The 23297-nt window shown below is 37.0% G+C and carries 20 protein-coding genes; 8 read left to right on the top strand and 12 right to left on the bottom strand.

Annotation, left to right across the window (positions count from 1 at the left end):
• Positions 1 to 179 precede the first annotated feature (179 nt).
• A complete protein-coding gene (locus K9M53_RS01995; RefSeq protein ID WP_224017498.1) occupies positions 180 to 1349 on the bottom strand; it encodes a hypothetical protein in 1170 nt (389 codons plus the stop codon).
• Between the two features lie 65 nt (positions 1350 to 1414).
• Positions 1415 to 2443 (bottom strand): FKBP-type peptidyl-prolyl cis-trans isomerase, encoded by a 1029-nt coding sequence (locus K9M53_RS01990; RefSeq protein ID WP_224017496.1) that lies wholly within the window; start codon positions 2441 to 2443, stop codon positions 1415 to 1417.
• A 150-nt stretch (positions 2444 to 2593) separates the two neighbouring features.
• Between K9M53_RS01990 and K9M53_RS01985 the strand changes: the two genes are divergently transcribed.
• A complete protein-coding gene (locus tag K9M53_RS01985) occupies positions 2594 to 3076 on the top strand; it encodes a hypothetical protein (RefSeq protein WP_224017494.1) in 483 nt (160 codons plus the stop codon).
• Here the strand turns inward: K9M53_RS01985 and K9M53_RS01980 are convergent.
• Positions 3065 to 5449 carry a T9SS type A sorting domain-containing protein gene (locus tag K9M53_RS01980; RefSeq protein ID WP_224017492.1) on the bottom strand — a complete coding sequence of 795 codons (2385 nt, stop codon included), beginning with the start codon at positions 5447 to 5449 and terminating at the stop codon, positions 3065 to 3067. The genes K9M53_RS01985 and K9M53_RS01980 overlap by 12 nt on opposite strands.
• Before the next feature lie 143 nt (positions 5450 to 5592).
• Between K9M53_RS01980 and icd the strand changes: the two genes are divergently transcribed.
• Complete coding sequence (gene icd, locus K9M53_RS01975; RefSeq protein WP_224017490.1) at positions 5593 to 6858, top strand: NADP-dependent isocitrate dehydrogenase; 1266 nt, start codon at positions 5593 to 5595, stop codon at positions 6856 to 6858.
• A gap of 95 nt (positions 6859 to 6953) precedes the next feature.
• Here the strand turns inward: icd and K9M53_RS01970 are convergent, their stop codons facing one another.
• The 5 genes from K9M53_RS01970 to K9M53_RS01950 form a co-directional block, all read right to left on the bottom strand.
• On the bottom strand, positions 6954 to 8876 hold the full coding sequence (locus K9M53_RS01970) for a protein-disulfide reductase DsbD family protein (protein WP_224017488.1): 1923 nt from the start codon (positions 8874 to 8876) through the stop codon (positions 6954 to 6956).
• 41 nt (positions 8877 to 8917) lie between these two features.
• Positions 8918 to 9373, bottom strand: coding sequence for a protein-disulfide reductase DsbD domain-containing protein (locus K9M53_RS01965; protein WP_224017486.1), 456 nt, complete (start codon positions 9371 to 9373; stop codon positions 8918 to 8920).
• 76 nt (positions 9374 to 9449) lie between these two features.
• Positions 9450 to 10121, bottom strand: coding sequence for a phosphoribosylformylglycinamidine synthase subunit PurQ (gene purQ, locus K9M53_RS01960; protein WP_224017484.1), 672 nt, complete (start codon positions 10119 to 10121; stop codon positions 9450 to 9452).
• Between the two features lie 143 nt (positions 10122 to 10264).
• On the bottom strand, positions 10265 to 11242 hold the full coding sequence (locus K9M53_RS01955; RefSeq protein WP_224017482.1) for a DUF6427 family protein: 978 nt from the start codon (positions 11240 to 11242) through the stop codon (positions 10265 to 10267).
• 9 nt (positions 11243 to 11251) lie between these two features.
• Positions 11252 to 12769 (bottom strand): hypothetical protein, encoded by a 1518-nt coding sequence (locus K9M53_RS01950; protein ID WP_224017480.1) that lies wholly within the window; start codon positions 12767 to 12769, stop codon positions 11252 to 11254.
• A gap of 133 nt (positions 12770 to 12902) precedes the next feature.
• On the opposite strand from K9M53_RS01950, the gene K9M53_RS01945 reads away from it, so the two are divergent.
• Positions 12903 to 13826: a TIGR01777 family oxidoreductase gene (locus K9M53_RS01945; protein ID WP_224017478.1), complete on the top strand. Its 924-nt coding sequence runs from the start codon at positions 12903 to 12905 to the stop codon at positions 13824 to 13826.
• 2 nt (positions 13827 to 13828) lie between these two features.
• Here K9M53_RS01945 and K9M53_RS01940 read toward each other — a convergent pair whose 3' ends face one another.
• Together K9M53_RS01940 and K9M53_RS01935 are read right to left on the bottom strand one after the other, a co-directional pair.
• Complete coding sequence (locus K9M53_RS01940; protein WP_224017476.1) at positions 13829 to 14767, bottom strand: polyketide cyclase; 939 nt, start codon at positions 14765 to 14767, stop codon at positions 13829 to 13831.
• Positions 14768 to 14884: 117 nt separating this feature from the next.
• Positions 14885 to 15466: an RNA polymerase sigma factor gene (locus K9M53_RS01935; protein ID WP_224017474.1), complete on the bottom strand. Its 582-nt coding sequence runs from the start codon at positions 15464 to 15466 to the stop codon at positions 14885 to 14887.
• Positions 15467 to 15816: 350 nt separating this feature from the next.
• Here K9M53_RS01935 and uvrA point away from each other — a divergent pair, with 350 nt between their 5' ends.
• A complete protein-coding gene (gene uvrA / locus K9M53_RS01930) occupies positions 15817 to 18678 on the top strand; it encodes an excinuclease ABC subunit UvrA (protein ID WP_224017472.1) in 2862 nt (953 codons plus the stop codon).
• Positions 18679 to 18709: 31 nt separating this feature from the next.
• Here uvrA and K9M53_RS01925 read toward each other — a convergent pair whose 3' ends face one another.
• Complete coding sequence (locus K9M53_RS01925; protein ID WP_224017470.1) at positions 18710 to 19126, bottom strand: EamA family transporter; 417 nt, start codon at positions 19124 to 19126, stop codon at positions 18710 to 18712.
• Positions 19127 to 19197: 71 nt separating this feature from the next.
• Here K9M53_RS01925 and K9M53_RS01920 point away from each other — a divergent pair, with 71 nt between their 5' ends.
• Complete coding sequence (locus K9M53_RS01920) at positions 19198 to 19815, top strand: FMN-binding negative transcriptional regulator (RefSeq protein WP_224017468.1); 618 nt, start codon at positions 19198 to 19200, stop codon at positions 19813 to 19815.
• 12 nt (positions 19816 to 19827) lie between these two features.
• Positions 19828 to 20649 carry an orotidine-5'-phosphate decarboxylase gene (gene pyrF / locus K9M53_RS01915; RefSeq protein ID WP_224017466.1) on the top strand — a complete coding sequence of 274 codons (822 nt, stop codon included), beginning with the start codon at positions 19828 to 19830 and terminating at the stop codon, positions 20647 to 20649.
• On the opposite strand, the gene K9M53_RS01910 is transcribed toward pyrF, so the two are convergent.
• Positions 20646 to 21110, bottom strand: coding sequence for a hypothetical protein (locus tag K9M53_RS01910; protein WP_224017464.1), 465 nt, complete (start codon positions 21108 to 21110; stop codon positions 20646 to 20648). The two genes, pyrF and K9M53_RS01910, sit on opposite strands and share 4 nt — an antisense overlap.
• Before the next feature lie 51 nt (positions 21111 to 21161).
• Here K9M53_RS01910 and K9M53_RS01905 point away from each other — a divergent pair, with 51 nt between their 5' ends.
• Together K9M53_RS01905 and K9M53_RS01900 are read left to right on the top strand one after the other, a co-directional pair.
• Entirely contained in the window at positions 21162 to 22349 is a 1188-nt protein-coding gene (locus tag K9M53_RS01905) for an acyl-CoA dehydrogenase family protein (RefSeq protein ID WP_224017462.1), read from the top strand.
• A gap of 4 nt (positions 22350 to 22353) precedes the next feature.
• Positions 22354 to 23244 carry a 3-hydroxyacyl-CoA dehydrogenase family protein gene (locus tag K9M53_RS01900; RefSeq protein ID WP_224017459.1) on the top strand — a complete coding sequence of 297 codons (891 nt, stop codon included), beginning with the start codon at positions 22354 to 22356 and terminating at the stop codon, positions 23242 to 23244.
• Positions 23245 to 23297: the final 53 nt, after the last annotated feature.

Raw genomic sequence — 23297 nt, 5'->3', positions numbered from 1 at the left:
TTTTGCGGAAAAAAAGTAACCCAAAAAGCCGCCGACAAACGATATACCGCCCGTTTGTCGGTACAGCAATACTCAGCATTTGTACTACTGTAAACTCTACATTGGTAATTCTACTCTTAGATCTAGAGAGAATTACATTTATTGAAAATTATAAAATCAGAAAACACTAATTAGAAATATTACACCATTGGATGGCGCTTAAACTCTTTCATTCTGTCAAATAAATAGCGATACGTAGTAAGGTTGCGATTGCGAAATACATCTCCAAGGCTTTCGGCAACATTTATCATTTTAGGATTAAAATCGCCAATCCATTGCATCTCATACTCGCTATAAGGTGATTGGTTGGTGATAATATATTTATTAGAGGCTTCAACAATAATATAGTTGTCAACTCCTTTGCCCTGCCATTCGGGAACTACTCCGAAAACAATACCGGTGAGTTTTTTATTGGGCTTGTTTTTCTTCACCCAGAGAAATTTTAGTTTGTGCAACAGATCGAATTTTCCATTCAGATATTTAAACCATTGATTGAGATCGGGCAAGTTTATAAAGATCGCAATAGGTTCGTCTTTATGATATGCATACCAAATTATTTTTTCATCCATTACCGGCTTCATGGTCTTAAATAAAATAACAGCCTGTTCTTTTGCCATTTGTTTTAAGCCGCCATGCCCTGCCCATGCTTTATTATAAACGGTTACAAAATCCTGTGCAAATTTTTCCAGCTGGCTTTTATCAATATGCTTTGATGAAAAATCGGGATCGTTAGAAAATTTTGCATGACGATCATATATCTTTTTTGGAAAAGGCTTTTTGGGATCCATGCCAAAGCAAACCTGTCCAAAAAAAGGTTGAAAACCATAATCTTCAAATAAGGCAACATAATATGGCGGATTATAATTCATGCAATACAAAGGTTCATCATGTCCTTTGGTAACCAATCCCCACCAACGATCACGCTCACCAAAGTTGATAGGTCCGTCCATTGCTTCCATGCCATGTTGGATCAGCCAATGCTTGGCATTGTCGAATAAAAGATCAGCGGCATCCTGGTTATTGATGCATTCAAAAAAACCAATACCGCCAACAGGTACATCATCGCCTTTGTTCCGGTATTTTTTATTTGCGTATGCAGCAATGCGACCGATCAATCTCCCATTATCATCCTTTAATACCCAGCGGGCAGTTTCGCCAAAACGATATGCTTTGTTCTTCTTGGTATCAAATACTTCGTTGATGTCTTTATCCAAAGGACGTATCCAGTTGGTGTCGTTCTTGTATAGCTCCACAGCAACCTGCAAAAATTCTTTTGCAGTTACTTTATCATTTACAGGAATCAATTGCATGAGTGCAAAAATAATTGTAATTGTGAGAACGAGGGTGCAATAGCAATATACCTGACCGGTGAAATTTAGTTTCCTTTATTGCTTTTACTTGAATCCATGTATTGCTTTTGCATCATTGCTCTTTTTTCGGCTTCTGCTTGTGCTTCCACTCTATGTTGAGCAGTTGAAATTACATCTACGATATCTACATCAAAAACCAGGTTTTCGTTCGGCTTGATATCGGCTCCGGCTCCTCTTTTACCATATGCTAAAGAAGAAGGAATAAATATTGTTGCTTTTGCTCCTTTTTTCAATAAAGGCAAAGCATCTAACCATCCTTCTATTACTTGCCTGTCTTCAGGTTTCAGATCAACTGAAAAGGCGTCTGTATGTTTAAATGAAGAATCTATATTTGAATCGAAAACTTTTCCTGTTGACATAGACCAACCTTTGTATTTTACTTTTGGAACTACACCAGTGTCCAATAAATTGCCTTCTCCCGGATTAATGATGTGTACATAAGTACCCTTGGGCGCTTTAACAGTAACTATATTATTCTTGGCTAAATAATCAGTAATGATCTTATCATCTTTAATCATTTGTAGCGATTTGTAAATAGAATCTTTAATGGACATCGCTTCCGCCAACTTTTTTTGTGCGCTATCTACTTGCTGTTGTGTTGTATAAATATTTACGATCTTATAAGTAGTTACTAAAAATTGTCCTTTTTTTATAAACGATGGAACATGGGGATTATTCTTAATAATAATATCAGTAGGCATTTTTACAATAACCTTATCTCCCTTTCTAACTTTTTTAAAGATCAAAAAATAGTCAGCGGGAATATTTGTAGAGTCTAATTTACCCATTTGACCCCCTCTTTCTTTTGAACTCATCAGGATAGTATCCGTTTGAGCATCTTTATAAAATTGATCTACCTGTATTTCAAAGAAATTGCCATACATCAATTTTCTGCCTTGACCATTTGAAATTATCTGGTATAGCATTCCATTTTTAGACTTTTGAAATGCGGTGGTTTTTGCCTGTGAAAAGCCATTGGTATTAGCAAACAGGGTTATTGCAAAAAATATAGATAGCGTGATTGCTTTTTTCATATTTATAAATAACAATTTAAAAAATAAGGTTAAGAGCGGCTAAAATATGAAATACTTTATATTCTATGATTTTTCCTCCGTAAAAATTGTGAATATCTATAATTACAATAAAAAAACTATACTTTAGAATTATCAAAACTGATCATAACAATGAAAAAGCTTTTATTCTCTATCATTTTAGCAATCCCTTTTGTTACCAACGCCCAGGACGTTAAAATAAAAAAACACGACGTATTTGTAAATGACACTTTGTATTGTAAAATAAACGGCATCAATGTAGAAGATCCTATTGACGATGACATGGTATTTGTTATCCTTTCATTACAGGGAACGCCACTTGTACGAACAACAAGAATAGATACCAGGCTGTTAAAAGTCGAATTTCTTTCAGATGCCAGTAAAGTAAAAGTCAAGAAGGTACAGCGCTTTCCTATAGCGGATGAAAAAGAAATAATCAAACGGTTGTACGAAGCCAAAGTGCTGCAAGGCGATACGATCAATGAAGCCGGCAAGCAGCTTTTTATTTCAAATGCCAATGCACCTACCGGCATGATACAACATGATAAAGAAACTATTGCATTTACTGAAGCCTGTTTAAACGATAACGATAAAAAGAATCGCTTACTCAATTAATAAAGACGCGACCAGCATACTGCCATTCGTATTCAACCGAACATTATAAATGCCGGGTATTAATTTATTGATTTCATAAACAGTCAATGTATTGTACCCTTTAACAAGTGTAACTGTTTTTGTAATGGCATTTTTTCCTGCAGCATCCGTTATGCTGATAATTCCTTTTTGGTTGGTTGCTGATGAAAGACTTAACTGCACAAAGCTTTTTGCCGGATTAGGCGATAACTTCAACGCAATAGCAGCAGGCTGAATAGATAACTGCACAACCTTACTATATCTTGATGAGCCATCTTTATCAATAAACTTTAAACGATAATAAACTTTATCAGCATTGAACTGCAAGGTTTCGTCCTGGTAAGTATAGGAGTTATAGATCACTGAATTTTTTGCTGCAACGGAATTAATAAATGCAAAGTTTACTCCGTCATAACTTCTTTCAATGCTTGTAGAAGAAGCATTCACTTCACTAGCAGTTGCCCATTGTAAATCAGCAGCAGCATTATAAATGTTCCCGGTAAAATTTAAGAGTGTTAACGGAACAGTGATTTCTGTATTTTCATAAATAGCAATATCATCTATATAGCCTCTAAAATCGCCTGTTTCGGCAGGATGATCATAGCCGATCAATATGCGTGCAATCGTTTTCCCGCTGATCGTTTGACCGATGTTTGAAATAGTTCGTTCCCATGAATTCACCGTTCCTCTTCCTGCAGATGGACGCATGGCAATGCCATTGATATCGGTAGTACCGTAAGTACTCATGCGGGTTCCATCAGATAATAAGAGGTCAACAGAAACATAACGGGCAAGATCGGATTGAGGGTATGTCCAAAAGCTTAACGTAGTATTGGCATCAACAGGAATGTTTACATCAAATGCCCTGAAATAAAAAGAAGAAGTAACAGCAGAATTATCTCTTCCGGCATAGCGTAGTGAATAGCCACCGATATGACTTAATTCATCAACAGTACCCAGCTCCGGGTTGCCGTTTCCAAGATAGCCGATAACGTTAGTGGGTGTCATGGTTGGTTCCGGTGAATCTGTCCAGGAAAGTTGCGCATCATATTTTTGTTCAACACCTGTTCTAAACCAAATAGGTCCAGCAGAATAAGGAATAGAAACATATTTAGTAACAGTTTCGGTTCCATTAATGGCTTTAGTGGCTTTGCCAACCAATCGCAAATAAAAATCGGGAGAGATATAAGTGCCGTCTGCACTGGCGGTTAAAAAATATTGATTGTTAGGAATGGAGTAATAACTATCTGCCATTTTCGCAATAGCCGTTCCTTCATCGTATTCGTCAAACATAGCAACATACATATTGCCAATACCGCTTTGTTTTATATTGTAAACCTGGCGTTGAAAGAATTCTCCTTTATTTCTCGGTATCTGGTTTTGCGAGCCGCCATTAAAATTCGACCATGAGAAACCGGGGAATGCTACAGGTTGATAGAGAAGATTGTTATTATTGCAATATGCCAGGTCGGGAATTAATTGCTGTGTTTTAAAATTATCTGCCGAAGTACTATCATTGAATCTTCCAACGCTCCAAGGAGAGATCATATCATAACTGGCATACACATTATTGAATCCCGTTTTTGAATCATTGTCAGACGTACGCCAGTGCGTAGGCACACCACCAATTACAAAACACCCATTGTTCTTGAACCAATTGATCACATCTATACATTGCGAGGCATCCCCCGGACGATCGGTAAACCCAAAGCCCCACAAACAAACTACCGGCTTGCCATTTTGATGTACATAATAAGGTGATGATGTTAATTGTAATTTACCCACCATATTATTTTGCCAATCGGTTTTAATAGAATCGAATTTCGTTACATCCAATCCGCTGATATCATACATTAAATAAAATACACGCTGATATTTTTCTGCTACCCGTTTTATTCTTGCAGCAACGCTATCCCTGTTTGCTTTAAAAACTCCGTCAAAGGTTTCGCCGATAAAACGTTGTAACGCCACACCATCAATGCCGTATTGCTGCATCCAATGAAACTGCGTATCAATTACATCCTGTTTATAAGAAGAAAATAATTTTGCAGCAGAACCATCTCCTAAGTTCCCTAAGCCTGTTTGAAATAGGGAAGAAGTAGCATAACCCGAAACATCAGGATATGCTTCAAATGTAACAAAATTGGGAGCCGGCGCTCCTGCATTACTTTGGTATGTTCCGTTGCTCCAATGCTTCCATCTTGCAACTGCAGAACCATCTCCATAACAATTGAACCACCCTTGATAACCACAAATAACTTTACTGGTTACAGATTGTGCAACAGGCGCCGTTTGTGCGTTGGCGTTACAGAGAAACAATAATGCAATAGGAAGTAGTGTAGAGAATTTTCTCATACGGTGTTGTTTATAATGTTAGCGTTAAACTATAAATGTAAGTTAGATTATAGAGCAAGTAAAAAAATCTTTATCGTGTAATTTTTACGTCAAGTCTTTTTTGTATATTTACAATACCTCACTCGTAATAAAATTTACCAACTATGGCAGAAAAAATTACTATGGGGAACGATGGCAAACTCATGGTTCCCAACTATCCTGTTATACCATTTATTGAAGGCGATGGTATAGGGCCTGATATCTGGAAAGCAAGCGTGCGTGTATTTGATGCAGCAATTGCAAAAGCATACAATGGAGAAAAAAAGATAGAATGGAAAGAAGTATTGGCCGGCGAAAGAGCATTCAATGAAACCGGTAGCTGGATGCCTGATGAAACCATGCAGGCATTTAAAGAATATGTATTGTCTATTAAAGGACCTTTGTCAACGCCGGTTGGTGGCGGCATTCGAAGTTTAAATGTTGCACTAAGACAAGAGTTAGATCTATATGTTTGTTTACGCCCTGTAAAATATTTCGAAGGTGTTCCTTCGCCGATGTGGCAACCGGAAAAAGTGAACATGGTCATCTTCCGGGAAAACACAGAAGATATTTATGCCGGTATTGAATACATGACCGGGACACCCGAAGCTATCAAGCTGCGTGATTTCTTAATAAATGAAATGGGCGTTAAAAAGATCCGTTTCCCCGAAACCACATCGTTTGGTATTAAACCTGTGAGTAAAGATGGAAGTGAACGATTGATTCGTGCTGCTATCAAATATGCTATTGAAAATAAACTGCCATCGGTAACAATTGTTCATAAAGGAAATATTATGAAGTTCACCGAAGGCGCCTTTAAACAATGGGGTTATGAACTGGCAGAACGTGAGTTTGCAGGTGAAGTGTACACCTGGCAACAATGGGAAAAAACAAAAAAGGAAAGCGGTGAAGCTGTAGCAAATGAAGAAATGAAACTATCCTCTATTGGTGGTAAAGTAATTATTAAAGATGCTATTGCCGATAATTTTTTACAACAGGCTTTATTGGCGCCACAGGATTATTCCGTGATTGCAACATTGAATTTGAACGGTGATTATATAAGCGATGCATTAGCGGCACAGGTTGGCGGTATTGGTATAGCGCCGGGTGCTAATATTAACTACAATACCGGGCATGCTGTGTTTGAAGCCACACATGGTACGGCACCTCGTTTTGCAAACACGGATACCATGAACCCATCGAGTGTGATCTTGAGTGGAGTGATGATGTTTGAATACATGGGCTGGCGTGATGCGGCTGAATTAATTACCAATTCTTTGGGCAGAACCATTCGCAACAAAACGGTGACGATCGATTTTTATAACTTGATGAAAGAAGGAACGCTTTTAAAAACGAGTGAGTTTGCGGATGAGTTAATTAAGAATTTGTAAATAAGATCTTGTAACGAACATTTGTGCTACTATTAAGCATTGTTGTGTCACTCACTGTATCGGCATATTTTCATTCGTCTTTTATTACAGCGTAGCTATTTACCCGTAGCTTTTAACCCACATTCCAGCCAATGTTTATATTCATTCACATCAGGCGTATAACCAACCGGATTGGTTAATAGCTTTTCATCATTGCTGATAATGGCGTATAAAGGCTGAGAGTTTTGTTTGAAATTTTCTGTTTCAAACGTTGCCCATTTATCGCCGTAAGTAACAATCTCTTTTTCTGTTCCGCCAACGGACTTATAAGTAAACTGTTGATCAGATGGCAATGGTTTTTTGTCATCTACAAATAGAGAAATAACAACAAACCTGTCTTGCATTAATGCATGAACATCCGATTGGCTCCAAACATTTTCTTCCATTCGGCGACAGTTTACACAAGCGTATCCTGTAAAGTCCAATAAAATGGGTTTATTTTCTGCTTTTGCCACTTTTAATCCTTCTTCATAATCATGGTACGCAGTACTATGTAATGGCGGCAAGAAACCACTAATCAAGGAAAGAGGAAGTACTTTCAGCAATCCTAAAAAGAGATAAACTGTAAATGCGCCTGATATGCCCGCAAGAGATATTCTTCCCTTAGTTAATTTTTTAATTGGCGAATCATGCGGAAATTTTATTTTTCCCAATAAATAAAGCGTCAAACATATTCCGATGATGATCCAGATGCCGATAAAGATTTCCCTTTTTAAAATTCCCCAATGTTCTACCAAATCAGCATTAGATAAAAACTTAAAGGCAAAAGCAAGTTCTAAAAATCCCAATATTACTTTAAATGAATTGAGCCAGCCACCCGATTTCGGCAATTTGTCTAATAAATTAGGGAACATTGCAAACAATGCAAAAGGCAATCCGAATGCAATGCCAAAGCCTGCCATTGCTGCTGTTAATTGAAAAGCGCCTCCATGTTGATTAAGCGAGCTAACAACCAATGTTCCTAACAAAGGTCCCGTACAGGAGAAAGAAACGATCGCCAATGTTAGTGCCATGAAAAAGATGCCGATGATATTCCCAATGCCTGCTTTGGAGCCGGCAGAATTAGTAACCTTATCCGGCAAGGTAATTTCGTAATAACCAAAAAATGAAATGGCGAAGAATACGAAAACAAGAAAGAAAAAAACATTCAGCCAGGCATTGGTAGAAATGTTATTTAATATCTCAGGATTATTTTTCTCAATAAAATAAAATGGAACACTTAGTAATACATAAATAAGAAAGATAAAAAAGCCATACAGCGCCCCGTTAAAAATACCTTTGCTTTTATTGCCGGATTTTTTTGTAAAAAAAGAAACGGTAAGCGGGATCATTGGAAACACACACGGAGTCAGCAAAGAGACCAATCCGCCTAAAATTCCCCAAAAGAAAATTTGCCAAAGATTGTTGGAAGAAGTTTCAGTGCCGCCACAGTTACTAACGGGTTTATTAATGTCTATGCTTGGTATTAAAATTCGATTGCCCGATGAAACTGTTGTACCTTCTTGTAAAGCAACAGATAGTTTTTGTTCTTCCGGTGTGAATTTATAATCTTCAGGGTTAACTGCTGCAGTATTCGATACATTATACGATAGAACAAGTTTTAAAGCAGCTATTGTTGAATTGGTCTTTAACTTTTGGACTATTTCAAAATCGTTGGTCAGAACAGTTGCAGATTTATTAAAGACCTTATCATTAATGGATTTGATTGTACCGTTAAGCTGAATTTCTCCTTGTTTTTGTACAGCCAACGAATCAGTAAAATGTATTTGTATGCCATTTATATCTTCTATTTCATTACTCTTTGCATACACATACCAGTTATTGGCTACAGAGGCTTTAAGGTAAAGCTCGTACGTATTATCTGAAATTTTTTGAACAGAGGGATTCCATTTTACATAAAAAGAATCTTGTGCGAATGAGAAGACATGCACTATAAAAAACAGCACTATAAAAACTAATGTTGCTTTTTTTGCTTGCATGATTTATTTGTTGAAATTAATTAACCAAAGTCACCAAGTAGTTATTTACCGCCAACAGTTACACTAAAAGGAATATCTTTTGGCGGTAAACATTGACGATCGTTACATACCATAAACGTAAGGGTGCCTTTAACGGTTGTGGATGCAGCTGCTTTTAGTTTTATCTTTTGTACAAAATCCACTTTCTTTTCGTAATATTTTAATTCTGATCTGAAATTCTCGTCGTACGCTTTTTCCAGCTTGCCTATTTCTTTTACTTTATCAATGGTAGTAACCAACGGATTTTTTGCAAAGACAAAAGATGTAGGAACCGGACCTTCTCCTGCATCTTGTGCGTATATATGCCATTTGTCATCGATTACTGCAGTAATGTGTATCTCGTAGGTTTTATCCGCTATTTTCTTGGCAGAATATGTCCACTTAACAGGATTAATTATTTGCGCATGCGCAAAGGCAGCCACAAAAATTAAAAAGCAAATTAGTAGTGATTTTTTCATTGCGATTTTTGACTCATCTAATTAACGTACGATTAAGCGGATAAGTTGTTAAAGAATATTAAAACAATAAATTCTTTTAATTGATGCCGAATAAATGCGCAAATACTTTTTTACCATCTTCATTACCCAGGCTTGTGCTGGAAGCTCTTTCCGGGTGCGGCATCATGCCAAATACATTTCTTTCTTTATTACAGATGCCTGCAATATTATGTACAGCACCGTTGGGATTGCTTCCCGGTGTTACACTTCCTTTTTCATCGCAATAGCGATAGATGATCTGGCGATGCATTTCCAATTGCTCAATGGTTTTATCATCAGCAAAAAAACGCCCTTCGCCATGTGCCACCGGAATTTTTAATGCGTGACTGCCTTCTGCGGCAGCTTCTTTTATAAATACGTTCTTACTCACAAATTGTTGATGGCTGTTACGCAATAAAACGCCTGGCAACAAGCCACTTTCACATAATATCTGAAATCCATTGCAGATTCCTAACACTTTGCCGCCTTTATTGGCAAATTCAATTACGCTTTGCATCATCGGGCTAAAACGTGCAATGGCACCGCAACGTAAATAATCGCCATAACTAAAGCCACCGGGTAATACGATACAATCATCGGTAGTGAACATGCTTAAATCTTTGTCTTTATGCCAAAGCTCAATTACTTCCTGCTTTAGATCTTTTTGTAAACACTCGATCATGTCTCTGTCGCAGTTACTGCCGGGGAAAACGATTACGCCGAATTTCATCTATTAATTTATTTGATCTCAAAATTTGCCAATGCCAAATTTCAAAATGGTTGAATAATAATATGCTGTACAAGGGAGTGACACAACGATGTTCAATAGTGGCACTTAGCCCGTTGCTAAAAAAATTACACGCAAATTTACAATTAGCTTACGAAATAACTGAAGGCAATTACAAATAAAACAATTATCCAATGTAAAGTAAGGGCAAACCATTTTTTGGTAGGATATAGAAAAGCGCTCGCCATAAAAACTGAGAGCGGAATAGCAGAAAGTATCCAGTGCTGAAATGAATAAGTAGCATTGATGAAGGGAATAAAAACAGCCACCAGGAAGTAGAGAAAAACGAGATTCCAGCTTTTTCGGGTTTGCACCAGCTGCCGCCGCTGATTTTGTTGTATGAAAAACACCCCGACAATAGAGGCAAATAATACAATAATAATAGCCGCCAACGCCCAGCCCGATTGGTGAAATTTGGGGTAACTGACTGCGATTCCCTGGAACTTATACCCTTGCCATTTATCGGTAAGGAAAACATAGGCCAATAAGAAATAATAGGGAGTGATGATTCCCAACAAAGCAATGAGCCACTCTGATAAACGAAAAGGCCGTGTAACGATCAATGCAAATATTATTAATGCAGCAAAAGCTACAGAAGGAAAATAAAAAAATGTTGAAACACCAATCACCATGCCGATATTGAACAATGTTGTTTGTGCATGCGGGTTATTATATAAAGAGCTCATGCGTGCCCAAACCCAAACCAGTAACGTGTTTATAATTAAGGATGCAGATAGAATACTCCACTCTTTAAACAATGATGTGATGAGGAGGTAGCTCATACCCGTTAAGTAATTGGGCTTTTGCAGCAGCTTTTGGTCGGAAACCAATTTGTTGAATGTTATAGCCTGGGTAAACAATAATAAAAATGTTATAAGCGGGTAAACAATTGCCGGCATATTGACCAATTGCATTTTGCGCAGCATTTCTTTAAACAGGAACCCATCGATAGGGTCGATGGAAGGGATTTCGGGGTGCAAAAATATCGGCAACTTTAACAGCAACCCATATATGAAAAGTAAAAAAGTATTATAAGGATTATTAGCCTTGAAGATTCCTGTCACAAAGAAATTTTAATAGTCAATTTTAGCAAAACAAATACTATTGCGGATAGTGCATGGAACGATCACCTGTCTTGCACTTACCTGCTTGCCAAATTTAGGCATAAACTCAAAATCATTATCGGTAGTTTTTAAAAGAGGATTACGGTTGATCACTCCTTCCTGTGTAATAGCGCTTTCCTGCATCAATGTTTTACGACGTCCTATTTCGTTATAAAGCAGGTGAATTTCGCCTGAAACATTGTAGGACAGAAAAGAAAGATAGCTTTCGTCATTGTCTGCACTTTGTTCTTTATGCAAAATGGTATTCCACTCCTGCTTACCGGTACTGTCAATATTTAACACCAACACATTATTATAAAAGTAGCGGGTTGTTTGGTTATAATAAGGGTCGTTGTAGGGGCGATACCAATACATATACGGATTATAATAATAAGGATTGTAACCAAAAGGGCTTCCGTATAAATAATCCCAGCGATTCCATGGATTGGAATAATTATTGGTTTGAGTAGAATAATCTTCCGCCATCAGCACATAACCCCCGTCTTTTTTTACAATCACATTGCGAATGAAAAAGTTATTCAATGCCTGTTTGGTACTTCCTCCCGATTTTATTTCCTGCTTCAACGATTCAGGCAAAGGAGTAAAAATATTATATAGGGGTGTAGTAGTTTGTTTATCCCAAATGTTACAATAAATACCGTCGATATTAGATTGACGTTGATCGTAATAAAATGAGCTGATAAGATAATGCCTGTTGAAATTATCTATTTTTAATTTTATTTCATCCAGGTAATTATCATTTAAGGGCAAGCTCTTCTCCACAAACGAATCGGCATAAGGCATTTTAGTTACCAGGCTAAGCTGACTGATATTTTGCCGGTTGCCTTTCCGGTATGCCTTGGTAAAAACAAGTATGCCATCGTTATCTATCAAATAATCGCTTAATACATTCCTATTATCATCAAACGGCATCGATTCTCTTCCTGCATGCAATAGCGCTAAGCTATCATTGAACAATTTGCTGGCATAATATAGATTACCTTTTTTTTGAAGCACTTTAATAATGATGATCTGCTTTTTATCATCGCTTTTAACAACGTTATAAATACTATTGTCGCCCTCAATTTTTGAAGTATCTAATTCTACGGGATCAGCCAATAATTTTCCTTTGCTGTTTAGTTTGGCGGCCATACAATGAGAAATGCCTTTTTGCTGAAACTCGTAAAACAAATAAAAGAAATCAGGATAAACAACATAGCTCGTTTTTAAAACTTTGCCCTGCATGAAATTGAGCTCGGTAGCGTCCTGCAGCTTCATATCATTATCAAAAACATTGATACTGTAGGTAGATTTGTTATTAGTAAGGATAAGAAAGTTATTATTCATCTTAGCAATAACATCAAACCCTGCAACACGCCCGCTCATTGGTTCCGAATAAGTAATTGTTTGTGCAGGCGCAGAATTTCCCAAAAACACTATAGTAAGTGCAATGAATAAATATCTATATAAAAAATGGCAGCGACTCATGCTATAAAATTACGCCATTATTAAATGTATAAGCAAGGTTTTAATGGTTTATTAAGATTTGATCGAACTGTAATTGAATGAATATGATTTACTGAATAGATGAAGTAACTTTATAATAACAAATAACGGCATAATGAAAACAGTAATAATTGCAGGCGGCACAGGATTAGTGGGGAAAGCGCTTAGCAAAAAACTAACTAAGCGAAATTATAAAGTAATTATTCTGACAAGAAAGATTGCGAATAGCCGGTCAGGAACTTCCGATCTTATTGAATATGCAGAATGGAATACGGAAAATGGAACGATTGACACAACCGCTATTGGCAAAGCCGATTATATTATTAACCTGGCAGGTGCAGGTGTAATGGATAAAAGATGGAACGCTTCATATAAACAATTGATACAGCAGAGCAGGGTAAAAAGTTGCCAATTGATCGTGCAAGCATTAACAAAATATCCAAATAACATAAAAGCTGTGATCAATGCCTCTGCCATTGGATGGTATGGTGCCGATAAAAACCCGGTAGTGCCTTTTGTTGAAACCAATATAGCTGACAATGGATTTTTAGGAGAAACCTGCAAGCTTTGGGAAGAAAGCATTGAACCTGTAACTGCATTAGGAAAACGTTTGGTAAAGCTGCGTACAGGAATTGTATTAAGTAAGAGTGGCGGAGCTTTTCCCGAATTTAAAAGATCGCTGACATTTAGCATTGCCGCCATATTAGGAACAGGAAAGCAAATAATAAGTTGGATCCACATTGATGACCTCTGCAATTTATACATTGATGCTATTGAGAAAGAAGACCTGCAGGGCGTTTACAATGCAGTAGCAGTACAACCGATTTGTAATAAAGACCTGATGCTTGCTTTAGCAAAAAAACTGAAAGGAAAGTTTTTTATCCCGATAAATGTCCCTGCATTTATTTTAAAATTGATATTGGGAGAACAAAGTATAGAAGTATTGAAAAGCGCCACAGTGAGCAATCAAAAAATATTGGACGCCGGTTTTAAATTCTTATACTCAACCATTGATGAGGCATTAAAGGAATTAGTATAATATCAATTACCATATTTTTTTTGAAGATCTTTTTCCAGGTTATTAAATACATATTCATGCTCCTGCTGAATACCGATCTCTTCCATTGGTTGCCAATAAAACCTCGGCGTTAGTACGGAAGTATAAGTGGTTACTCTTGTTAGTTTACAACGGCTATTACCAACTTTATCAAAATAATAAATAGCCTGCTTAAAACCCAACCATTTTCTGCCGATGAGATTATAGCTGATAACGTCCATTTTTAAAACCTTTCCTCTTTCCAGTTGTGTGATCTTTTCTGTAATAGTACCGCCGCCAAAATCAGCATTACTTAATCTTCCGCCTCTGAAATAACATGTTCGTAAACCACCTACTTCTTCTTTTTCCAATACACATTTTGTGGGAATCGGCAGATCAAATTTCAGCAGTAAAGGTTTTTCGGCATCAAGGGTATCTACAGATTTTATTGCATCATAAACCTGTTCCGGAGTATAGTTAAATATTTTTTCGGTTCTTACCTCCATTATGTGCTGCTTATCCTTTTTAAAAAAATGTTCAATAGGCGCAGCAAATAAAAACGGTAACAACGGAATAACCAATACGGAAAGCTTATTAGAATCTTTTATTTCCCTGTATCGTTTGATCAATCGTATAATTACATATCCTAAAAAGATAAGAGGCACTACCAACCCGATGGCCATTACAATACAAATGATACCTGAAAGGCCGGGAATGTATATCCCTATGAGTAAAAGCAAGGTAGTTATAACAGCTCCCAGCAATGCATATTTTCTTGTTTTCATTGTTCCTATTGCCACACCTAAAACCACAGGCAATAAAAGAAACAATACCCAACTGTAATCAACCAATCCTAAAAATAAAAAAGCAATACCGGTGCCAATAAAAATGATGGTAATTGTTATTGAAAGATGAAAGCTCTTGTCGTTAAGTATGTTTTTCACAAAAACAAGATAAACACATTTGAGAAATTACAGGAACAAATTATCTGCTGAACATAAAATAAAATAAAAAACCCTTCACTATATGAAGGGTCTTGTCAATATGAGGGGGTTACAAAACTATAAAGCTATTTGTTTTTCTACCATCATCTTACGCAAGTTGATCAAACCATAACGCATACGACCTAAAGCCGTGTTGATACTGCATTTTGTAAGATCAGCAATTTCTTTAAAGCTTAGATCAGCGTAGTGACGTAAAATGATCACTTCTCTTTGATCTTCCGGTAAAAGGTCGATCATTTTTCTGATGCGGTCGTGACTTTGACCTTGCATCATTGTTTGTTCAGCACTTGGCTCAGAGAAATTCAACACTTCAAAAATGTCATGATCATCGCTGGTTTTGATGCTTGGGTTACGTTTGATCTTTCTGAAATGATCTACACATAAATTGTGTGCAATACGCAATGCCCATGGCAAAAATTTACCTTCATCGGTATAACGACCACTTTTCAATGTGTCAATTACACGGATAAACACGTCCTGAAACAAATCCTCAGCTAAGTATTTGTCTTTAACCAGTAAGTAAATAGATGTGAAAATTTTGTCTTTGTAACGGTTCACTAAAGTAGAAAGTGCGTCTGCGTTACCATCGAGATACAGGTGTACTAATTGTTGATCGGTACAATTGATTAGGCTTTTCATAAATACAAATGTTTGATGTTAGGATTTTGTTTGGATTCCAATAAAAAATAAAGAGGGAAATTTTAGCGAAGGTTGCCTGTGGAAGGCTCTTGGCTTTTCACTTTTATTAGATATTGGAGATGTAAAGATAGTAGCCTTTTTTGAAATACCAAATATTTTTCAAATATTTTTTAAAAAAATTTGTTCAGGGGTGCAATATGCTACAGTACTGGTTATTACTCGACCTGGCAAAAATTTTGAAATTTACAATTAGGAAATTCCGGAATTAGATATTTTGCAATTTCAAGATGAGCAATTCGGCAATTCCAAAATTTACAACTATTCAATCTGTAAATTTGTAATAGTAAAGAATGAAACAACAAACCATCAGCAAGAGCAATACAATTTCTTCCAGCGATAGTAATTCTATTTTAATTAAAGGAGCAAGAGTTCATAATTTAAAGAACGTTACGGTTTCTATTCCCCGAAATAAATTAATCGTAGTTACAGGTGTTTCAGGTTCAGGTAAATCATCTTTAACAATTGACACCTTGTTTGCAGAAGGACAACGCCGGTATGCAGAAAGCCTAAGCGCTTATGCCCGCCAGTTCATGCAACGTATGAACAAGCCGGATGTTGATTATATAAAAGGCTTGTGCCCTGCCATTGCCATTGAACAAAAAGTAATTACCCGCACACCTCGTAGTACTGTTGGCAGTATGACAGAGATCTATGATTACCTGCGTTTACTATATGCCCGTGTTGGTAAAACCATTTCACCCATCAGCGGAAGGGAAGTTAAGAAAGATGATGTAACAGATGTAGTGAAAGCTATTGAACATTTAAAAGAAGGCGATAAAGTGTTACTGCTCGTTCCTTTTAAACAACATGCCAAACGGGATGTAAAAGAAGAGCTGAATATTTTATTGCAAAAAGGATTTAGCAGGATATATATTCGTGAAACGGTAACTGGTAAAAATGAGAAAGGGGAAACTCTTTCTATTGAGGATATTCTTGCATTGAGCGACAAAGAGCTGAAACAAAAATTTACAGGTAACAATGCACGGTTCACACCATATATTTTAATAGACCGGTTGGTTATAAAAGAATTTGATGAAGATGATAAGCATCGCATAAGCGACTCCGTTAGTACTGCTTTTTATGAAGGCGATGGAGAAATGTCTTTAGAAATAAACGGAAAAGATAATTTGCATTTCAGCAATAAGTTTGAACTGGATGGCATCCGTTTTGAAGAGCCTGTTCCGAATTTATTTTCTTTTAATAATCCTTATGGTGCCTGCCCCGTTTGTGAAGGATTCTCACAAGTGCTGGGCATTGATGCAGACCTTGTAATTCCTAATAAACAATTAAGCGTTTACGAAGGTGCTGTTGCTCCGTGGAAAGGTGAAAAATTAAGTGCATGGAAGGATGCTTTTGTAAAGGCAGCCAAAAAATTTGATTTCCCTGTTCACAAATCCATCATCGATCTGAATGAGAAAGAATTAAATGTATTGTGGGAAGGAAATAGTTATGCAAACGGCATTAATGATTTCTTTAAAGAAGTAGAACAAAACTTATACAAAGTTCAATACCGCGTTTTATTGAGTCGCTATCGTGGCAGAACTACTTGTCCTGAATGTAAAGGATATCGCTTACGCAAAGAAGCTTTGTATGTAAAAGTAAACGGTAAGCATATTGGTGAATTATGCAAAATGCCGACAAAAGATCTGCAGGTTTGGTTCAATGAGTTACAATTAAGCGAATTTGACAAGCAAGTTGCCAAAAGAATTTTATTGGAGATCAATCATCGCATTAAAACATTAATGGATGTTGGTTTAGGATATCTTACATTAAACCGCTTGGCAAATACATTAAGTGGCGGCGAAAGTCAGCGTATTCAATTAACCAGAAGCCTGGGAAGTAATCTCACTAACTCATTATATATTTTAGATGAACCATCTATCGGCTTACATAGCCGTGATACAGAACGACTGATAAATGTATTGAAAGAATTAAGAGACCTGGATAATACAGTTGTGGTGGTGGAACATGATGAAATGATGATGAGAGAAGCCGATTATATTATTGATATGGGGCCTTTGGCAAGTCATTTGGGTGGCGAAGTAGTTGCTTTTGGTAATTATGATGAACTGATCGAAAACAAGAGTAGCCTGACGGGAAAATATTTAAGCGGTACATTAAAAATTGAACCGCCTGCTGTTATTCGTAAATGGAAACGAAGCATTACGGTAGAAGGGGCAAGACAGAATAATCTTAAAAACATTACAGTTGAATTCCCATTAAATGTGTTTTGCGTAGTAAGCGGTGTTAGCGGAAGCGGTAAAACAACATTAGTAAAACAGATCTTATATCCTGCTTTACAAAAACTAAAAGGCGAGTTTGGCGGTGATAAAGCCGGCCTGCATAAAAACATCAAAGGAGACATTGACAGCATTGCACAAATTGAAATGGTTGACCAGAACCCGATCGGTAAATCTTCAAGGAGCAATCCTGTTACTTATATCAAGGCTTATGATGAAATAAGAGACCTTTTTAGTAAACAACCCTTGAGCAAACTCAGAGGCTTTCAACCTAAACATTTTTCTTTTAATGTGGATGGAGGAAGATGCGATACCTGTAAAGGGGAAGGTGAACAGATCATTGAAATGCAGTTTTTGGCTGACGTGCATTTAACCTGTGAAGTATGTGGCGGCAAACGTTTTAAAGAAGAAGTGCTGGAAGTAAAATACAAAGACAAAAACATTCACGATGTGTTAGAGATGAGTGTTGATGAAGCCATTGATTTTTTCTTATCGGATAAAGATGGAGTGGATGTTGCACGGAAAATTCAACCTTTAAGTGATGTGGGATTGGGATATGTAAAATTGGGACAATCGAGCGATACATTAAGCGGCGGCGAAGCGCAACGTGTAAAACTGGCATCGTTCTTAGGCAAAGGAAAAAGTGCCGACAAGATCTTATTCATTTTTGATGAACCAACTACTGGTCTTCATTTTCATGATATAAAAAAACTGTTAACTTCTTTTAATGCACTGATAGACCAAGGGCATTCTATATTAGTAATTGAACATAACACAGATGTAATTAAAAGTGCCGATTGGGTAATTGATTTAGGACCCGAAGCCGGTGCAGATGGTGGCAATTTAGTGTTTACAGGAACTCCGGCAGACTTGAAAAAATCTAAAACAAGTTATACAGGTAAATTTTTATAAACTGAGTGATCAACTAAGGTTTCTCTATTTATTATTTCAATATCAATACAAAAGTTCCGGCAATAATTAATCCTGCGCCAATCGCTGTTTTTAAGGTTAACGCTTCGTTTAAAAAAATTGCCGCTAAAACGATCGTCAATGCAACGCTCAATTTATCAACAGGTGCTACTTGCGATACATTGCCAACCTGCAGCGCTTTAAAATAAAATAACCATGACAACCCCGTTGCAATACCTGAAATAACCAGGAATAAAATATGCTGTTTAGATAATGAAGAGATTTCTTTTGCTTCTCCTCTTGACAAAATAATACACCAGGTCATTATTAATATTACGATCGTTCGTATTCCCGTTGCTAAATTTGAATTAACAGCAACAACTCCCAACTTGGCAAAGATGGCGGTAAGTGAAGCAAATAATGCCGACAGTAAAGCGTATATCCACCACATAGTATAAAATTTATTTAAACCAAGTTAAGAAAATTAAGAATGGTTTTTTGCGAATGGTTAATTTTGCAGCAATGTACAAGCTCCCCTACTTCACCGAAGAAGATCATGCCAGCGTAATTGCATTTATTAAAGAAAATCCCTTTGCAATTATTACCGGCTTTGATGAGCAATATCCTGTAGCTACGCATATTCCATTAGAAATACAAATAAATGACGACGGTAAAATCATTTTATCGGGTCATTTAATGAAGAATACCGATCATCATAGGTCATTTGAAAAAAATGAAAAGGTATTAGTGATCTTTAATGGTCCGCATTGCTATATTAGTGCAAGCTGGTATGCTAACCCTGCAGGAGCAAGCACCTGGAACTATATGACAGTTCATGCTAAAGGAAAACTACAATTTACAGATGAAGCAGGCACGTATAATGCCATAAAAGCAATTACCAATAAATATGAGGGAATAGAAACCGCTGCCGCATTTACGAATTTAAGTGATGAATATGTACAGCGAATGATCAAAGCCATCGTTGGTTTTACTATTGAAGTGGAAAGTATAGAAAATGTTTTTAAGCTTAGTCAGAATAGAGATAAAGCCGATCGTGAAAATATCGTTGAGCAATTATTAAAAAGAAACGATGAGCAAAGCAAGCTGATTGCAGAGGAAATAAAAAAAAGAATAATCTAATTATACCGCATTATGACACGTCAATTTCTGATTGAACAGATAAAGCAAAAAAGATCTTATTTATGTATTGGCCTGGATACCGATATTACAAAGATACCACCCCATCTCCGATCACTCCCGGATGCAATTTTTCAATTCAACAAAGCGATCATTGATGCAACAAAAGACTTATGCGTAAGCTATAAAATAAACACCGCTTTTTATGAAGCATTGGGAGTAAAAGGCTGGCAGGCATTGGAACAAACAGTCAATTACATTCCTTCAGAACATTTTAAAATTGCAGATGCAAAACGAGGCGATATTGGCAATACCTCTTCTCAATATGCCAAAGCATTTTTTGAAACATTGAATTTTGATGCAGTAACTGTCGCGCCCTACATGGGCGAAGACAGCGTAAAACCTTTTCTAGAATATAAAAACAAATGGACGATCGTTTTAGGATTAACCAGCAATCCCGGAAGTAAAGATTTTGAACAATTAAAAGTTGTTGATAAGGCGACTAACAACGCTGATGAATTTTTATATGAAAGGGTGTTACAAAAAGTAAGTGAATGGGGAAGTGTCGATAACCTAATGTTTGTAGTAGGTGCTACCAAAGCAAAAGATTTTGAACCTATTCGGAAAATAGTTCCTGAACATTTTTTACTAGTGCCCGGCGTTGGCTCACAAGGTGGCAGTTTAGAAGAAGTAACAAAATATGGAAAGAATAACGGTATTGGGTTACTCGTAAACGTTAGCAGAGCAGTAATTTTTGCAAGTGATAAAGAAAATTTTGCCGAGGAGGCTAGAAAAGCAGCATTACAATATCAACAGGAAATGGAAAAGTATATTTAAGCGATTTCGAATTGTTTTATCCACTTTCTGCAGATGACCAAAGGAATTAAACCGAATATTCCAAAGCAGCAATCAATAAGAATATGAAAATCCGGAATACCTCTTATTGGTCCGGCAATTAAAGCCAATGGCCAAACCATGATGCATGCGATCATCGCCCATTCAATGATCCATCTGTTTTTTACCGGGTTTATCAAAGGTCCAACAAATGCCGTTGCAATAACAATATGTGCAAATGCCAGCCAATCATAACCATAGGCCAGCATGGGATATTTTTTATTTGTTTCTACCAAGGCATCATAACACGATTGTAGCCAATTGCCCATTGCCACCGGTAAACTATTTTTATATTGTAACACCCAATGTAATTCTGTTTCTAGCGGAAAAGCAGTAACCCCACTCACAATAGTAGCTACAATAAAAAATAGAATTAATAATCGTACCTTAACTATCAATTTCATTACTATAAAAGTAATCTGAAATTTGTTATTTATAATCTTCAATTTCTTAGCATGGCTGCCAAAACAGATCTATTCCAATCTCCTGATTATTTTAATGTAGATGAGCTGCTAACGGAAGAGCATAAACTAATTCGTGAAACAGTACGCAATTATGTAAAAAAAGAAATATCGCCTATTATAGAAGATTATGCGCAACGTGCTGAATTCCCTGAGCATATTGTAAAACAGCTGGGCGAATTAGGATGCTTCGGTCCTACGATTCCGGAACAATACGGCGGCGGGGGATTAGACTATATCAGTTATGGATTAATGATGCAGGAACTGGAACGTGGTGATAGCGGCGTCCGCTCTACTGCTTCGGTACAAGGAAGCCTGGTAATGTATCCGATTTATCAATACGGCAGTGAAGCGCAACGAAAAAAATATTTACCAAAATTGGCCAGCGGTGAATGGCTCGGTTGCTTTGGGTTAACCGAACCCAATCATGGCAGCGATCCATCAAGCATGCTTACCAATATTAAAGATAACGGCGATGAGTATGTTATCTTAAACGGAACAAAAATGTGGATCAGTAATGCGCCTTATGCGCAAGTTGCCGTTGTATGGGCAAAAGATGAAAGCGGCGAAATAAAGGGATTGATCATAGAAAGAGATATGAAAGGATTCTCCACTCCTACTACTCACGGCAAATGGAGCTTGCGTGCAAGCGCTACAGGTGAGTTGGTGTTTGACAATGTAAAAGTTCCTAAAGAAAATATTTTACCAAACGTACAAGGCTTAAAGGGTCCATTAGGATGCTTAACAAAAGCTCGCTATGGAATTGCCTGGGGGGCTATCGGCGCTGCAATGGATTGTTATGATACGGCTTTGCGTTATAGTAAAGAACGTATTCAGTTTGATAAACCGATCGGGGCTTTTCAACTGCAACAAAAAAAGCTGGCAGAGATGATCACCGAGATCACAAAAGCCCAGTTATTAAACTGGCGTCTGGGAGTTTTAATGAATGAAGGAAAAGTAAACCCACAACAGGTTTCAATGGCGAAACGAAATGCCTGTGAAGTAGCTGCCAATATTTGCCGCAATGCAAGGCAAATGCTGGGTGGTATGGGCATTACAGGCGAGTACTCTGTTATGCGCCATATGATGAATTTAGAAAGTGTTATTACGTATGAAGGAACACACGATATTCATCTGCTTATAACGGGAATGGATATAACAGGATTTAATGCATTTAAATAAGATTATGATCAGGGAAATTGCAGTTATCGGTAGCGGAACTATGGGCAATGGCATTGCACATGTGTTTGCACAACATAATTTTAAAGTAACGCTCATCGATATCAATGTTGCTCAATTGGAAAAAGCAATTGCAACTATTGCTAAAAATCTCGAACGTCAGATTGCAAAAGGAACAAGTACAGAAGAACAAAAAGCAATTACGCTAAATAATATCATTACATCAACTGATATAAATAGAGGAGTTAAAAATGCATTATTGGTTATAGAAGCCGCCACAGAAAACGCAGATATCAAACTAAATATTTTTAAACAACTGGATGAGACAGCTCCTGCAGATTGCATTTTAGCTACCAATACTTCTTCCATTTCTATTACAAAAATAGCAGCTGTTACCAAACGTGCTGATAAAGTGATCGGCATGCACTTTATGAATCCCGTCCCTGTAATGAAACTGGTAGAGATCATTAACGGCAGGGAAACAAAAAAAGAAGTAACCAACGCAATTGTTGAACTAAGCAAACAGTTAGAAAAAATCCCCTGTGTAGTGAATGATGCGCCGGGATTTATCGCCAACCGTATTTTAATGCCAATGATAAATGAAGCGATCTACAGTTTGCATGAAGGGGTCGCGGGTGTTGCATCGATCGACACCATAATGAAATTAGGAATGGCGCACCCAATGGGACCTTTACAATTAGCTGATTATATCGGATTGGATGTTTGCCTGAATATCATCAATGTTTTATACGATGGATTTAAGAGTGAAAAATACGCTCCATGTCCTTTATTGATCAATATGGTGAATAACGGGAAGCTGGGTGTGAAAAGTGGCGAAGGGTTTTATATCTATCAGCCTGGAAATAAAGATCTAACAGTTAGCCCACAATTCAAGTAATGTTACATTTTGTCATTCGCAATTAAAATTGAGCTGCGCAATATCCTGGGCAG

Origin of the sequence: Ferruginibacter albus, from assembly GCF_020042285.1 — a bacterium.
Lineage (GTDB): Bacteria > Bacteroidota > Bacteroidia > Chitinophagales > Chitinophagaceae > Ferruginibacter > Ferruginibacter albus.
This window is presented reverse-complemented; position numbering and strand designations above follow the sequence as displayed.